This is a genomic window from uncultured Brevundimonas sp. (genome assembly GCF_947305955.1).
Lineage (GTDB): Bacteria > Pseudomonadota > Alphaproteobacteria > Caulobacterales > Caulobacteraceae > Brevundimonas.
Window position 1 is genome coordinate 1 of record NZ_CAMZFB010000064.1, and the last position, 14,271, is coordinate 14,271.

General features: G+C 60.4%; 14 protein-coding genes, 1 tRNA gene and 1 riboswitch. Of the genes, 13 read left to right on the forward strand and 2 right to left on the reverse strand.

What is annotated here, in order from left to right:
- From Q0Y42_RS13015 to Q0Y42_RS13075, 13 genes are all read left to right on the forward strand, one after another.
- Nucleotides 1-471: TonB-dependent receptor (locus Q0Y42_RS13015; RefSeq protein ID WP_297804484.1), on the forward strand; the 471-nt coding region annotated here is incomplete at its 5' end.
- Between the two features lie 6 nt (nucleotides 472-477).
- Nucleotides 478-1,488, forward strand: a complete 1,011-nt coding sequence (cobD, locus tag Q0Y42_RS13020) for a threonine-phosphate decarboxylase CobD (RefSeq protein WP_297804488.1) — start codon at nucleotides 478-480, stop codon at nucleotides 1,486-1,488.
- Nucleotides 1,485-2,336: an ABC transporter substrate-binding protein gene (locus Q0Y42_RS13025; RefSeq protein WP_297804491.1), complete on the forward strand. Its 852-nt coding sequence runs from the start codon at nucleotides 1,485-1,487 to the stop codon at nucleotides 2,334-2,336. Before cobD ends, Q0Y42_RS13025 begins: the two co-directional genes overlap by 4 nt.
- Entirely contained in the window at nucleotides 2,333-3,325 is a 993-nt protein-coding gene (locus Q0Y42_RS13030; RefSeq protein ID WP_297804494.1) for an iron ABC transporter permease, read from the forward strand. Before Q0Y42_RS13025 ends, Q0Y42_RS13030 begins: the two co-directional genes overlap by 4 nt.
- Nucleotides 3,322-4,095 (forward strand): ABC transporter ATP-binding protein, encoded by a 774-nt coding sequence (locus Q0Y42_RS13035; RefSeq protein ID WP_297804497.1) that lies wholly within the window; start codon nucleotides 3,322-3,324, stop codon nucleotides 4,093-4,095. The genes Q0Y42_RS13030 and Q0Y42_RS13035 overlap by 4 nt, the downstream gene beginning before the upstream one ends.
- Nucleotides 4,088-5,047: an adenosylcobinamide-phosphate synthase CbiB gene (cbiB, locus tag Q0Y42_RS13040; RefSeq protein WP_297804500.1), complete on the forward strand. Its 960-nt coding sequence runs from the start codon at nucleotides 4,088-4,090 to the stop codon at nucleotides 5,045-5,047. The genes Q0Y42_RS13035 and cbiB overlap by 8 nt, the downstream gene beginning before the upstream one ends.
- The gene (locus Q0Y42_RS13045; protein WP_297804503.1) at nucleotides 5,035-6,510 is read left to right on the forward strand and encodes a cobyric acid synthase; all 1,476 of its coding nucleotides are present in this window, start codon (nucleotides 5,035-5,037) and stop codon (nucleotides 6,508-6,510) included. Before cbiB ends, Q0Y42_RS13045 begins: the two co-directional genes overlap by 13 nt.
- Nucleotides 6,507-7,544, forward strand: a complete 1,038-nt coding sequence (cobT, locus tag Q0Y42_RS13050; protein ID WP_297804506.1) for a nicotinate-nucleotide--dimethylbenzimidazole phosphoribosyltransferase — start codon at nucleotides 6,507-6,509, stop codon at nucleotides 7,542-7,544. The genes Q0Y42_RS13045 and cobT overlap by 4 nt, the downstream gene beginning before the upstream one ends.
- Nucleotides 7,544-8,308 carry an adenosylcobinamide-GDP ribazoletransferase gene (gene cobS, locus Q0Y42_RS13055; RefSeq protein WP_297804510.1) on the forward strand — a complete coding sequence of 255 codons (765 nt, stop codon included), beginning with the start codon at nucleotides 7,544-7,546 and terminating at the stop codon, nucleotides 8,306-8,308. The genes cobT and cobS overlap by 1 nt, the downstream gene beginning before the upstream one ends.
- Complete coding sequence (locus tag Q0Y42_RS13060; RefSeq protein WP_297804513.1) at nucleotides 8,305-8,811, forward strand: hypothetical protein; 507 nt, start codon at nucleotides 8,305-8,307, stop codon at nucleotides 8,809-8,811. Before cobS ends, Q0Y42_RS13060 begins: the two co-directional genes overlap by 4 nt.
- A gap of 215 nt (nucleotides 8,812-9,026) precedes the next feature.
- A complete protein-coding gene (locus Q0Y42_RS13065) occupies nucleotides 9,027-10,127 on the forward strand; it encodes a DUF2855 family protein (protein ID WP_297804516.1) in 1,101 nt (366 codons plus the stop codon).
- Nucleotides 10,128-10,287: 160 nt separating this feature from the next.
- A riboswitch (cobalamin riboswitch) is annotated at nucleotides 10,288-10,471 on the forward strand.
- 129 nt (nucleotides 10,472-10,600) lie between these two features.
- The gene (locus tag Q0Y42_RS13070) at nucleotides 10,601-12,523 is read left to right on the forward strand and encodes a TonB-dependent receptor (protein ID WP_297804518.1); all 1,923 of its coding nucleotides are present in this window, start codon (nucleotides 10,601-10,603) and stop codon (nucleotides 12,521-12,523) included.
- Between the two features lie 291 nt (nucleotides 12,524-12,814).
- Nucleotides 12,815-13,810, forward strand: coding sequence for a PAS domain-containing protein (locus Q0Y42_RS13075; protein ID WP_297804521.1), 996 nt, complete (start codon nucleotides 12,815-12,817; stop codon nucleotides 13,808-13,810).
- A gap of 6 nt (nucleotides 13,811-13,816) precedes the next feature.
- Here the strand turns inward: Q0Y42_RS13075 and Q0Y42_RS13080 are convergent.
- Together Q0Y42_RS13080 and Q0Y42_RS13085 are read right to left on the reverse strand one after the other, a co-directional pair.
- A tRNA-Arg gene (locus Q0Y42_RS13080) sits at nucleotides 13,817-13,893 on the reverse strand.
- Between the two features lie 126 nt (nucleotides 13,894-14,019).
- On the reverse strand, nucleotides 14,020-14,271 hold a 252-nt coding region (locus Q0Y42_RS13085), incomplete at its 5' end, for an NADH dehydrogenase ubiquinone Fe-S protein 4 (protein WP_297804525.1).

Below are 14,271 nucleotides of genomic sequence, written 5' to 3' on the forward strand. Positions count from 1 at the left end.
GATCCGCTTTGTGTCGTGAACGGTGCGATGCGCTGGGGTTATTACGCCAACGTCCAAAAGACCGAGGCTCAAGGCATCGAAGTCAGCGGCGTCTACGACGTGACGCCTGCCTTCAAGGTCGCTGCTAACTATACCTGGACCGACGCCACCAGCGCCTCGGGCACCAACAAGGGTAAGCAACTGACCCGCCGCCCGGAGCATATGGCCAACTTCTCGGCCGACTATGCCTTCGCCAGCGGCCTGAAGACCGGCGTGGCTGTGCGCTACTCGGGTGAGACCTTCACCAATGATGCCAACACCGGCACCTTGGATGCCTACACCCTCGTGGACCTGCGCGTTTCCTATCCGATCGACGACCATTTGGAAGTCTATGGCCGCGTAGAAAACCTGTTCGACGAGCAATACCAGATCGTCCAGAACTACGGCACGGCTGACCGTGGCGTATTCGGTGGCGTGCGCATCCGGTTCTGATGCGCCATGCTATCGGTGCGCCCGCATAAAGAGGCGATACGGCATGGAGGCGGCCTTCGGGCCGCCTCTTACGCCCATCCCGAGGTGACTGAGCCTTGGCTTGATCTGTCGACCGGCATCAATCCGGTGCCCTACCCGGCGCATCCAGCCAATGCGGCGGAACGTGGCCGCTTGCCAGACCCACTGGAACTCGCGGCCCTCGAGGACGTCGCTGCACGATATTTCAAGGCCCAGCCGGAACGCGTTGCGGCTGCCGCGGGGGCCGAGACCGTTATTCGCCTACTGCCAGTCCTCCTAGGACGGGTTACGGTCGATATTGTTGGCCCGACCTACGGGGCCCACGCCGAGGCATGGAAAGCGGCCTTTCTCGCGCCCATGACGATCGACGTCCTTAAAGCACCTAAATCGGGTTCCGATGTGCTGGTCATCGTCAATCCCAACAACCCCGACGGCTATGTCTTCAGCAGGGCCGAGCTGCTTCGCATCCTGCGCAAGCGTGAGACTCAAGGGCGTTGGCTGGTCATCGACGAATCTTTCGGGGAATGCTCACCGGAAAATTCGATGGCGGATGTCGCCTCCGATCGGCTCATCGTCCTTCGATCTTTCGGAAAATTCTTCGGCCTGGCAGGGATCCGGCTGGGCTTCGCGATTGCCTCGCCCGCTTTCAAAGCCTCGTTGAGGACCCTGACAGGCGATTGGCCCGTCTCTGCCGACGCCATCACCATGGGCAGGCAAGCCTATGTCGACCGGGCTTGGAGTGAAGCGACCCTCGCATCCCTCCAAGGGCAAGCGGCAAAACTCGATGAAGTACTAAACTGCTCTGGCTTCGAGGTGATCGGTGGCACCTGCCTGTTCAGGTTGGCTCGACACAGCCGCGCCCATGACTGGTTCTGGCAGTTCTGCAGACGCGGCATCCTGACGCGACCGTTCGATCATACGCCGGACGTGTTGCGCTTTGGCCTGCCGCAGCCACATGACTTTCACCGTCTGCAGCGTGCGCTGGAGGCAGGGCTATGACTGTCAGCCGACGCGCTATCCTCGTTGCCGGCATGGCCACCGTGGCTTTGCCCGCGTCGGCTAAAGCCACGCCGGCACGCCGCATTATTTCTCTGAACCCCTGCCTGGACGCCATCCTCGTTCGGCTGGCCCCAAGACATCAGATTGCGGCCATCAGCCATTTTTCGCGTATATCGCAACAGTCGAACATCTATCCGCTCGCCCAGACCCTGCCCATCATCCACGAGACGGCAGAAGAGATTGTGTCACTGCGCCCCGATCTTGTGCTGAGCAGTCAGCACAGCTCAAGGGCCACGCGAAATGCGTTGGCGCGTCTAGGAATAGCTGTCGAGTTGTTCGGCGTCCCTCAAACCATTGAAGAAAGTCTCGAGCAGGTTGATCGCATTGGCGCACTGACAGGCCATGCGGAACGCGCTTCCGCCCTGCGTAGCGAAATCACGCGCCATATCGAGAGCAGTCGGGTCCAGCCTAATGAGCGACGGTTGAAAGCCGTGGTGTTCCAACCCAACGGCTTTGCTGCAGGCCAAGGCACCCTGATGTCCGAAATGATGGAGATCGCGGGGTTCGACAATGTGGCCGGTCGTTATGGCGTCGGAAAATGGGGAAACCTGTCCCTCGAACAGATCATTGCCAATCCGCCCGAAGTTCTTCTGAGCGGAGCGGGATCACAAGGCGCGAGGTCGTGGGCTGAACGGATCATGCTCCACCCTGCCCTGCGCTCAACCTCGCACCGGATGGTGCAGGTCGAGTTCCCCGAAAAGCTTCTCTACTGCGGCGGGCCCGTTCTGATCGATACCGCCACCGCACTTGTCCGCGCCAGACAGCAGGCGCTGGAGGCTCTCCAATGAAGTCAGCGTCTATCCATCCTGCCGCACTCTGCGGCGGGCTCTTCGTCTTTGTGGTGCTGCTGTGTTTCGGAAGCCTTTGCGCCGGAAAGGTCTGGGTTCCTCTGCACCAATGGCTGGCAACTCCGGGCGATCCATCATGGGCCATTCTGGTCGAGTTGCGGCTCCCTCGCACCATCTTGGCCGTCATGGTCGGTGCCGTGCTGGGCTTGGGCGGTGCCACCATGCAGGGCTATACGCGCAATCCGCTCGCCGATCCCGGTATGCTGGGCGTATCCAGCATGGCCGCGCTGGGGGCGGTCACCACCTTCTACATGGGCAGCTTCGGTGGACAGCCTTGGGTGTTGCCCGTGATGGCGATGGCCGGCTCAGCTCTTGGCGTGGCATTGCTGTTGGCGCTCGCAGGTTCAACCAGCAGCATTGTGACCTTTATTCTCGCGGGTGTGGTGATTCAGACCGTGGCGGGCGCAGGCGTTGCCCTCGCTCTGAACCTCGCGCCCAATCCGTGGGCCGTGAACGAGATCATCAACTGGCTGATGGGTTCCTTGGCGGATCGCAGCCTCGATGATCTGAAGATCGCCGCACCGGGCATGATCCTTGGCCTGATCCTTCTCGCATCTCAGGGCCGAGCCCTCGACGCCCTGACCCTCGGAGAGACCGGAGCCAAGGGGCTCGGCATCAATCTAGGCGCAACGCGTCTTGCCCTTGTTGTGGGTGCGGCGCTTGCTATCGGATCGGCTGTGGCCGTTACGGGCGTCATCGGCTTCGTTGGCCTGATCACCCCGCACCTACTGCGTCCATTTGTGAAGTCCAAACCCGGCGCGCTGCTTATCCCATCCGCGATCGGCGGTTCGGCGCTCACTATTGCCGCCGACATTCTGGTCAGGCTGACCCCAGCCCCCAACGAAGTGAAGCTGGGCGTGGCTATGGCGGCATTGGGTGGGCCGTTCTTCCTTGCCCTTCTCATCTCCATGCGACGGAAAATCGTATGAGCCAGATCAAGACGTCAGACCTCTGTGTCACCTTCGGTTCGCGGTCGGTGCTTGAGGGCGTCAATCTCTCGCTTCATCGCGGACAGGTCACCGCCATCATCGGCCCAAACGGAGCGGGTAAGTCCACATTGCTCGATTGTTTGGCCGGGCTGCGTCGACCCGATCGGGGCAAGGTATATCTCGATGCCGCCCCCCTGTTGGAACTGAAGTCGCAAGAGCGAGCCAAGCGCATTGCCTACCTTCCCCAATATTCGGAACTGGCGTGGGAAATTGATGGCGAAACCCTTGTAGGCTTAGGGCGCACGCCCCACTGCGGGCCATGGGGACGAACGGCTAAAGACGCCGATGCTGTCCGTGCCGCGATGGTCCGCACCTCAACATCAGAGTTCGCGAACCGACCCGTTTCTACCCTTTCAGGGGGCGAGCGGGCGCGGCTTCTATTGGCAAGAGCCTTGGCGACAGATCCGCAATGGCTGCTTGCTGACGAGCCCTTGGCGGAGCTGGATTCCGGTCACTGCCTCGATGTCGTGGCCCTGTTCCGAGAGCTGGCTCATAAGGACGGGCGTGGTGTCATCCTGACGCTGCACGATCTGACTCTGGCCCTAAAGGCCGCAGATCGGGTCATTCTGCTGAGTGACGCTCGTGTGCTGGCCGACGACGTGCCCAGCAAGGTTTTGGCCTCAGAGTTCCTTGAACAGGCTTACGGGATCAGGACTGCCCTTTTGAAGGGCAGCAATGGCTACGTGCTGGAGACGTTGGCCCGTGCATGACGTGCCATGGCTATGGTTGGTGGCGGCGGCGCTCTGGCTGGAGTTCTTTATCCGCTGGCCCAACCGGATAGCGCATCCTGTCGTAGCTCTTGGCGCTTTGATCGGGGCGCTGGACCGACGCTGGAACCTCAATCAAGTGCCGGAACGCACCAAGCGATGGCGCGGCGTAGTGGCCTTGCTGGTTGTGGTGATTGTAGCCGCTTCAGTCGGGCTTGTTGTCCAGTGCGGGCTTGCGGCATGGGTGCCCACCTTCGCGCCCTATCTGTGCGCGCTCGTCGGTGTTTTAGGTCTGGCTGCGGGCAGTTTGTATCAGCACTTCATTGCCATTCAGCGTCCGTTGTCGCGGAACGACTTGGAAGCGGCTAGGCACGCCGTGTCCATGATTGTCGGCCGCGATACCGCCACTATGGATGCCTACGCCATCTCGGCCGCAGCCTTGGAAAGCTTGGCTGAAAGCTTCAACGATGGCGTCGTCGCCCCCGTCTTCTGGTTCGCCATAGGCGGCCTGCCCGCACTGTTTACCTATAAGGCCATCAACACCGCCGACAGCATGATCGGTCACATGGAGCCGCGATGGCGCGCCTTCGGTTGGGCCGCGGCAAAGACTGACGACATTGCCAACTGGATACCGGCCCGTATCGCCGGCGTGTTGATCGCAATAGCGTCTGCCGCTCGAGGCTCTACGGCACAGGCCATGCGCGTCATGCTCAAGGACGCCTCCAAACACGCATCTCCAAATGCGGGCTGGACCGAGGCCGCCATGGCCGGTGCCTTGGGAGTTAGACTGGGAGGAGCAGTCCATTACGACGGCGTCCTTTGCGAGCGCCCGAGCTTTGGCGATGGTCCGGCTCCGACGGCAATGGACATGAAAAATGGCGCGGTCGTCTACCTTCTCGCCTTTGGCTTGCTCACCATCACCTTGGTCCTCGGGGGTGCTCTATGGCGGCTCTGATGATCCAAGGCTGCGGATCGGATGTAGGTAAGTCCGTGCTTGTGGCGGGGCTATGTCGCGCCTTCACCAATCGCGGCCTGACGGTGCGTCCGTTCAAGCCGCAAAACATGTCGAACAATGCCGCTGTCACCCAGCCCGATGAAAACGGACTGATTGGCGAAATCGGACGGGCGCAGGCGCTTCAGGCCATCGCCTGTCGGACAGCGCCGACAGTCCACATGAACTCCATCCTCCTCAAACCCCAAAGCGACACGGGCGCTCAGCTCGTCGTCAGAGGTCAAGTCGAGGGTCACTGGAAGGCCAGCATTTACCAGCAGCGAAAAGCGGCATTGCTGGAGATCGTTCTGGACAGCTTCGAGCGGCTGCACTCAGAAGCCGACCTCGTCATCGTCGAAGGCGCGGGCAGCCCGGCCGAGATCAATCTGCGTGAAGGTGACATCGCCAACATGGGTTTCGCACGTGCGGCACACGTCCCTGTTGTCCTCGTGGGCGACATTGACCGCGGCCATGTCATCGCCGCTCTGGTGGGTGCCAAGGCGGTGCTTGATCCTGAAGACGCGGCCATGATCCATGGTTTCATCATCAACAAGTTTCGGGGTGATCCGAGCCTGTTTGATCTTGGTCGCGAGCAGATTGCGGAACTGACCGGATGGCACGATCTGGGCATGGTGCCATGGCTCACTGAGGCTTGCCGACTGCCCGCAGAGGACGCGGTCGTGCTGCAAAAGACCTCAGAGGATCCACCTCAGGGAAAAGTCCGCATCGCCGTCCCGATGTTGTCGCGCATTGCCAACTTCGATGACTTCGATCCCTTGGCAGCCGACCCAAATCTTGATCTGCAGTTCGTCCCTCCGGGCCAAACCATTCCTGTAGATAGCGACTGGATCATCCTACCCGGCACTAAGGCCACCATTGCGGATATGACCTTTCTCAAGGCGCAGGGTTGGGACATCGACATCCTTTCCCATGTTCGCCGCAACAAGCGCGTGCTCGGCATCTGCGGCGGCTATCAGTTGCTGGGCCGTCACATCCATGACCCGCACGGCGTTGAAGGCGAAGTTCGCTCGTGTCGCGGCTTGGGCCTGCTCGACGTCGAGACCACTCTGCATCCCACGAAAACCCTGAAACAGGTCAGCGGCCAAGTCGCTTCCTGTGGCTCGGATTTTACGGGCTATGAAATCCACGTAGGCCAGACGTTCGGTGCCGACACCGAGCGGCCCGTCGCCCTGATTAGTGGCCAGCCCCACGGTGCAACATCGCCTCACGGGCTTGCGCAAGGGCTCTACATCCACGGAGTGTTCGACAGCCCAAAAGCCCGCGCGGGCTTACTGGGGCTAACGGGAGCAGGGCAACAGGCACCTGACCATGCCACCGTTGTTGATGCCGCGCTCGACGCCATAGCCGCCACGCTCGAACAACACCTCGACCTCGAACACCTGTACCAACTGGCTTCTCGTAAATGACGATCTCGCACCTGCTCGATATCCCTGCCCTTCCTCAGTCCATCAGGCCAGAGATCGAGGCCTGCCTTGATGGAAAGGCCAAACCGCCGAAGTCTCTGGGAAGGTTGGAAGAGGTGGCCGTGCGCATCGGGCTGATTCAGCAATGCACACACCCCACGATCACTAATCCGGCACTCATCGTCTTCGCAGGCGACCACGGCCTAACCCGCTCGGGCGTGGCCGCGTTTCCCGCCAGTGTGACCGTCTCAATGGTTGACAGCCTTCTGGCAGGGCGAGCTTCCGCCAACGCCATTGCCAAGGTGGTGGGGGCTAGCGTCCATGTGGTCGATGCAGGCATCGCCGCTGACCTAACAAACCGAGATAGCCTGATACATCGCAAGGTCGGCCGAGGCACAAATGACGCTTCCGTAGAGCCTGCCATGTCCCACCAGCAGGCGCAGCTGGCACTGAACTATGGCGCACAAACTGTCGGCGAGATGATCGACAAAGGGGCTGACATTGTCGCCTTGGGAGAAATGGGTATCGGCAATAGTTCCTCGGCAGCGCTGCTCATTCATCGTCTTACGGATGAAGAACTAGACCGATGCATCGGCCCGGGAGCGGGTCATTCCGTCGAGGGCATGGCTACCAAGCGCGCCGTGCTTGCAAAAGCCGCTGATCGCGCCAATGCCTCGACTCCACTGGACGTTCTGGTCGAATTCGGCGGGTTTGAGATTGGCCAGATTGCGGGCGCTATTCTTGAATGCGCCAAGCGCCGTGTGCCGGTTCTTATCGACGGCTTCATCTGCTCGTCAGCGGCCCTTCTAGCGATCCGATTGGCCCCCCAAGCACAGGACTTCTGCATCTTCACCCACACCTCTGCGGAGCCTGGCTACAAGGTCATCACTGACGCGCTAAGGGTCCGGCCATTGCTGGATCTTGATATGCGTCTTGGTGAAGGTACAGGCGCCCTGCTCGCTGTACCGATCATCAAGAGCGCGTGCGCCATTACGACCGACGTTGCCACCCTTGCTGAAGTTTTGGGTGCTGCCTGATGGTCGCTAAAGAGATCAAGCTGTTCATCTGCGCGGTCCAGTTTCTAACCCGCATACCGACCCCACAGCTGGCCGATTTCCAACCCGAATGGATACAGCAGAGCGCTCGCTACTATCCGTCCGTGGGGTTCGTGGTCGGCGGCGTGTCTGGCTGTGTGCTTTGGCTAGCAAGTCTGATCTGGAGCCCTTGGATCGCTGCCGTGTTGGCTGTGGCGGCGGGCATGGCGTTGACTGGCTGTTTCCACGAGGACGGACTGGCCGATACCGCCGACGGCATCGGCGGTGGCCAGACGCGAAGCCGCCGCCTCGAAATCATGAAGGACAGTCGCCTCGGCACCTATGGCGCGTCCGTCCTGTTCATGAACCTCGCATTGCGCATCCTTTGCGTTGGGACGCTCGCTACGATCAGCCCTTTGCTCGGATTGTTCTGCGTGCTGGCGGCTAACGCCATGGGACGCTCGATCGCAGTTTTGGCCATGGCCGCAATGCCGTACGGCGGCGACCCGGGCATGGCCAAGGAGGGCAAGCCGGACAGAACGACAGCATTGAATGTGGTCATCGCCCTATCTGTTGGAGCGTTGGCTTTGCTACCTTTTACGCCATTGCAAGCCACAACAGCCGTAGCCGTGGGTATCGCAGTCGCAGCCTTTCCAGCCTGTCTTGCTTGGCGTCTGTTAGGCGGCCGCACCGGTGACGTACTGGGTGCCATCGAGCAAGCCTTCGAGATCGGGTTCTTGTTGGCGATGGCTGCCATTCTGTCATGAGCATTATCGTCTGCCCCCTACATGACGTGGAGGCCATCGCCCGCGTCCGCCGCCCTAGCCATATTCTCAGCCTGATCTCTCCCTCGGCCGAGCCCACGGGGTTTCAGTGCCTCGCTCCGTATCATCTTGAGCTGCGCTTCAACGACATCGCCGAACCCCGCGATGGCTTGATCGAACCCTCAGCAGAGCACATCCAATCCATCATAGAGTTTGGCCGGAGTTCTCGGGAACAAGGCCCCCTACTCATCCACTGTTGGGCAGGCGTCAGCCGCTCACCCGCCGCCGCCTTTATCATCGGCTTTGATCGCGACAGACCTGCGCCAACACATCTAGCCGCACGCCTTCGCTCCTCAGCACCCTACTGCACGCCCAACCCAAGAATGATCGCCCTCGCCGATGCGGCACTGGACGCGCAAGGCGACCTCTTCAGAGCGATCAAAGAGATTGGCAGGGGGAAAGAAACCTGTTGGGGCACAGCCTTCGAAATCAGTAAGCTGGTGTAATGGCTGCTTAGCGCCAGAAGCGGACTTCGGCTCACTGCCGGAAATAGGACATTCGGCTGACTTTGGAGGCTGAATATGCGGCCATGAACGGATGTCCCAAAAGTATGAAGTCGATACCGCGTTATCGATAGCGCCGCCTGGTCACTCCAATTTTCGATCTGGAATAACCGCGTTTTCTATTTAAACTGACCCCGAAGTTTCGGATGAGGGGCCGCATGTCAGACCGCAACAATCGCCTAATGACGCTGAAATCCAACGTTGGAGAAACGCGTTTGGATACGGTCGCGCCATCGTCGATTTCTGACGGCGAAGTCGTGCTGGCGCTGGATAAATTTTCCATCACAACCAACAACATCACCTATGCGACCTACGGCGATGCCATCGGCTATTGGCGGCTCTTTCCGACCGGTCGCGACGACTATGGGATGATGCCCGTATGGGGTTTTGCCGATGTGGTGGAATCCCGCGCCGACGGGATCGAGGTCGGTGCCCGCGTATTCGGCTTCTTCCCCATGGCCGACCGTTTGGTCGTACAGGCCGAAAAGGTGACACGCGGCGGGTTCGCCGATTCCGCACCGTGGCGAAAGGCTGTGCCGGATATCTACAACCGGTATGTGCTGTGTGCAGGCGATGCGAACTACGATGTAGCGCTGGAGGATCCAGAGGCCCTGTTCCGCCCCCTGTTCATCACCTCGTACACGGCCATCGACTTTCTGCGGGAGCACGCCTTCTTCGGCGCGAAACAGGTTGTGGTGTCCAGCGCGTCGTCCAAGACCGCCTATGGCGCCGCATGGTGCATGGCTGAGGACGATGTGGAGGTCATCGCACTTACCGGCAGTCGCAACCGCGCTTTTGTCGAACGATTGGGCGTCTACGATCAGACCTTCAGCTACGATGAACTGGGCGAAATCCGCACCGACGGCCCTACCCTTTATCTCGATCTGGCGGGCGACCACGATCTGCGCAAACGCCTGCATGCCCACTTCGGGGACAACCTGACCTATGACTGTCTGGTCGGCTCGACGCAGGGCGATGCCTTTCCAGAGAATGATCCTGAACTGATCGGCCCGCGCCCTATATTCTTCTTCGCCGCGACCTGTCTGGACGCCCATCGCGAGCGGGGGACGCTGCGCCCATTCAATGAGCGGTTCTTCGCGGACCAGCGCCACTTCTTTCAACGGGTCATCGACCGCGATAGCCCTTGGCTCGAAATCACCGAATACAGGGGCCTCGAACAGGCCGCCGAGGTTGTCCGCCAACTGGCTGGAGGTTCCAGCGATCCTGCCCAAGGAGCGATTGTCCGGATCGTCAGGTAATTCCACACGGGTACCCGATCCGATCTAGCGTCAGAACTATCGAGTATTCGACACCGAAGCCGCGCTCCAAAAGATCAGCGCCCTGAGGCCCTCAGCCTAATCACCTGATCGCGTTATCTTTGGCACGCGCCCGGCGTTGACGTGCGTGTCTGTCCCGCATACTGCCGAACGTGCGTCAGGTTCCCCTCGGGGATCAAAAGGGAACGGAGTTTAAAGCTCCGGCTGTTCCCGCAACTGTAAGCGGCTAGCCACGCGTCACATGCCACTGGAACCCTCCCGGGAAGGCGACGCGACACGGCGATAACCCGCGAGCCAGGAGACCTGCCTGTCGTCGTCGTTCTCCATGCGGTCGGGATGTGCTGCGTGGTCGAGGAAACTCGCGTGACGACACCCTCTTTGGCCGATCGGCTTCACAGGCGGGCGAACAGTTTCGCTTGGCTGAGGGGCCGGTCAAAATTGAAAGAAGTGTCACTGTGAACTGGATTCACGCCACTACGGCAGGTCTTGCCGTTGCCGTTTGTACGCCGGCATTTGCCGATACTGCTGCCATCCAAAGCTCAACCCTGTTGCCCGATCTGGTCGTAACGGCCAATCGCTCGGAGCAATCGCTCGACAAGGTCGGGGCCTCCATGACGGTCCTTTCGCGCGCATTGCTGGAGACCCAACAGGCGACCGCCATTCCCGAAGCCCTGGCCCACACACCGGGCGTGAGCATGACCCGCAACGGCGGCATCGGCAGCCCCGCCTCGGTGAACATCCGTGGCGCAGAAGGTCACCACACTGTCGTACTGATCGACGGGGTCAAGATGAACGACCCGTCGGTGACACAGGGCAATGCCAATTTCACCAACCTGTTGGTTGGCGACATTGGCCGTATCGAGATTTTGCGCGGTGCCCAATCCACGCTGTGGGGCAGTCAGGCCATCGGCGGCGTCCTCAACATCATCTCCGCAGAGCCTGAGGCCGGCTTCCAAGGCAATCTGAGCGCCGAGGCCGGATCACGCGGCACGCGATATCTTCGCGGCGCTGTCAGCGGAAAAGAGGGCCGCATGAACTGGCGACTGGCCGCCAACCGCTTCGATACCGACGGCCTTTCGCAGTACTCACCCGGTACCGAAGATGACGGCTTCCGCAACACAACCCTGTCGGGGCGCCTTGGTTATGAGATCAGCGACAATCTATCGCTCGATCTCCGCACCGTGCGTTTCAGCGGCACCAACGACTTTGACAGCTATAACGGTGACAGCCGTGAATATGGCAACACCGACGAACTGGTGGCCTATGCTGGCATTAATCTGGCTGCACTCGACGGGCGGCTGAAGAATCGCCTCGGCTACGCCTACACCAAGACCGACCGCCAGAACTTCAACCCCGACCGTGCCATCGAACGCACCACGTTCGAGGCCGAGGGCGAAAATCGCCGCCTTGAGTATCAGGGCACGATGACCTTCTCGGAAACCCTGTCGGCCACGTTCGGCGCGGAAAGCGAACGCTCGCGGATGCAGTCGCGATCGCCGTGGGACGCCGCGACCAAGCCCGCCTTTGGCACCGGAAAGGCCACGCAAGACAGCATCTATGCGCAAGGCCAATGGAGCCCCCTACCCCAGTTGAACCTGACGGCAGGCATCCGTCAGGATGACCACAGCACCTATGGCAAGAATACCGTGGGCCAGCTGGCTGCAGCATGGACACTGAACGACGGTGCAACCACCCTGCGCGCCAACAGGGGCCAAGGCTTCCGCGCGCCGGGCCTGTACGAGCTGTACAGTGACTATGGCAATCTGAACCTCGAGCCCGAGGCGTTCGACACATGGGAAGTCAGCGTCCAACAGCGCATCACCCACCGCGCGACGGTCATCGCCACCTATTTCGCCCGCGAGGCTGACAACGAGATCCGCTACTACGGATGCTCGTTCGGCACGACCGACCCGCTATGCGTTGTGAACGGCTCTACGCGCTGGGGCTATTACGCCAATATCCAAAAGACCGAAGCCCAAGGCGTTGAGCTCAGCTTGCTGGCCAGCCTGACACCGAACCTCGATGTCACAGCCAACTACACCTGGACCGACGCCACCAACGCCTCGGGCGAGAATACGGGCAAGCGATTGGTCAATCGTCCCGAGCATATGGCCAATCTGTCCGTGGACTATCGCCTGTCCAACGGTGCCGCCGTGGGCATCTCGGCCCGCTATTCCGGCGAAGTCTTCAGCAATGCGGCGAATACCACCCGGACGGACAGCTATGCTCTCGTCGATCTACGCGGCTCGTATCCTGTCAGTCAGAACCTCGAGGTCTATGGCCGTATCGAGAACCTGTTCGACGAAGCCTACGAGCTGGTTCCCAACTACGGGACGCCGGGACGAAGCCTGACGGGCGGCGTACGCGTTAAATTCTGACTTTTGGAAAGGCGGCCCTCTATGGCCGCCTTTTCTATTTCAATACTGCGCAGCTAATCTTGGACAGCAGTACGACTTCTAAGCTTAACCGTAATACATTAACTAAGTTTGGTTGCCTCGTTGCCTGCGATTTTAAAAATGTTTACGCCTAGCCTAGTGTTCAAACAGCCTAGTTTTGCGCATTAATCTAATACAACTATTGGAACTCAAAGTGCAGTAATGGCTCGATTGCTTCAAATCTTGGGAAACAGGAAGGGAAATCGCTCGTCGATTGGCTCTGACCTGGAGCACATGGTTAATGCAATGATCGCGCCGGCCTGCGTTCTTGATGGCCGTTCCGAGGTCGTCCATGCAAACGAGGCCTGGAGTGCCCTTCTGGCCCCGCTACAACTAAAGCTGCGCCTTACCCAGCAAGACGTGCGCCTCGAAGACGGAAAATGGGTTCGACTGACCGTCAATCCCATGGGCAGTTGCGGACTGCACCTCTGCATCGCCAATGACATTTCCGACCTGAAGGACAGCCCCATCAAACTGCCCTACCGGCAGATGCTGGACGTCTTCTCGGACTGCGTGAAAGTCGTCGACACCAGCGGTCGCCTGCTGTTCGTCAATAAGGCGGGTCGTGGCGTGCTGAGCCTTGGCGAAGACCAGCCGCTGGGTATGCGCTGGACCGACCTCCTGCCCGAGCCTGCCCGTCCCAAGGTCGAGAGCGTGCTCGAGCAAGTCTTTGCCGGTGAAATCGCCGAGTTTTCGAACCGCAGCCAGTTTCCGGGCAAGGAAACCGAGACCTGGCACCATATCCTGACGCCGTATCGGGATTCCGATGGCCGCGTGGCGGCTGTGATCTGCGTGTCGCGGAACATCAGCAGCGAGTTCAACAACTACGAAGACTCCCGCAAACAGGAAGAGCGCCTTGCCTTGGCGACCCGCGCGGGTGGCTTTGGCCTATGGGATCTGGACCTGCTGACCGGACAGCTGAAGTGCGACGCCCTGTTCTATCAGGTCGCCGGCATCGACCCGCAGCGCGCAGTCACCACCATCGAAGACTTCATGACGCTGGTTCATCCCGACGACCACGATCGGATGCGCCGCGACTGGACCGAGCGCCGCCTGGACGAGGATGCTCGCACCCAATACCGGATGAAGTTCAAACTGGCGCAGCCGGACGGCTCGTACGTGCCTGTACTGGTCATGGCCACCATCGTGCGTGACCTGACGGACCAGCCGGTGCGGGCTATCGGCCTGCTGTCGCGTGAAATGGATTTCGAGGCGGGTTCCGACACCTAAGAACCGTGGCGCGCCCTGCAGGACTCGAACCTGCAACCGTCCGCTTAGAAGGCGGGTGCTCTATCCGGTTGAGCTAAGGGCGCATCGGGTGTCTGGGACGGCGAACTGGTAAGGGGGTTCGCCATTTTCGACAAGATGTCTCAGAGCTTTAGACAGACAAAAGGCCGCCCAAGCGATTGAGCGACCTGTGTCTTCTGCCTGTGCGGACCTTAGTGGGTCCAGGAGACCTTGCGGTCCGAGGCAAAGTTGTCGGCGTAAGCCTTGATGATCATCGGCGCTTCCTGCGGCTCGTGCAGACGGAAGGCGATGCCATGACGCTCGGCATAGGCCACAGCGTCTTCCTTGGTTTCAAAGGTCAGGCGCACTTGGCCGTTCATGTCGGTGGTGCCGCTCCAACCCATCAGCGGGTCGTTGAATCGTGCCGTCGCCGGCGCTTTCTCCTGTGGCGAGTCGGGGGTGGT

Excerpts from the sequence above, each read along its gene's own strand:
- cobD (WP_297804488.1), top strand. The coding sequence starts at position 478 with ATGCTATCGGTGCGCCCGCATAAAGAGGCGATACGGCATGGAGGCGGC.
- Q0Y42_RS13025 (WP_297804491.1), top strand. The coding sequence starts at position 1,485 with ATGACTGTCAGCCGACGCGCTATCCTCGTTGCCGGCATGGCCACCGTG.
- Q0Y42_RS13030 (WP_297804494.1), top strand. The coding sequence starts at position 2,333 with ATGAAGTCAGCGTCTATCCATCCTGCCGCACTCTGCGGCGGGCTCTTC.
- Q0Y42_RS13035 (WP_297804497.1), top strand. The coding sequence starts at position 3,322 with ATGAGCCAGATCAAGACGTCAGACCTCTGTGTCACCTTCGGTTCGCGG.
- Q0Y42_RS13045 (WP_297804503.1), top strand. The coding sequence starts at position 5,035 with ATGGCGGCTCTGATGATCCAAGGCTGCGGATCGGATGTAGGTAAGTCC.
- cobT (WP_297804506.1), top strand. The coding sequence starts at position 6,507 with ATGACGATCTCGCACCTGCTCGATATCCCTGCCCTTCCTCAGTCCATC.
- cobS (WP_297804510.1), top strand. The coding sequence starts at position 7,544 with ATGGTCGCTAAAGAGATCAAGCTGTTCATCTGCGCGGTCCAGTTTCTA.
- Q0Y42_RS13060 (WP_297804513.1), top strand. The coding sequence starts at position 8,305 with ATGAGCATTATCGTCTGCCCCCTACATGACGTGGAGGCCATCGCCCGC.
- Q0Y42_RS13065 (WP_297804516.1), top strand. The coding sequence starts at position 9,027 with ATGTCAGACCGCAACAATCGCCTAATGACGCTGAAATCCAACGTTGGA.
- Q0Y42_RS13075 (WP_297804521.1), top strand. The coding sequence starts at position 12,815 with ATGGTTAATGCAATGATCGCGCCGGCCTGCGTTCTTGATGGCCGTTCC.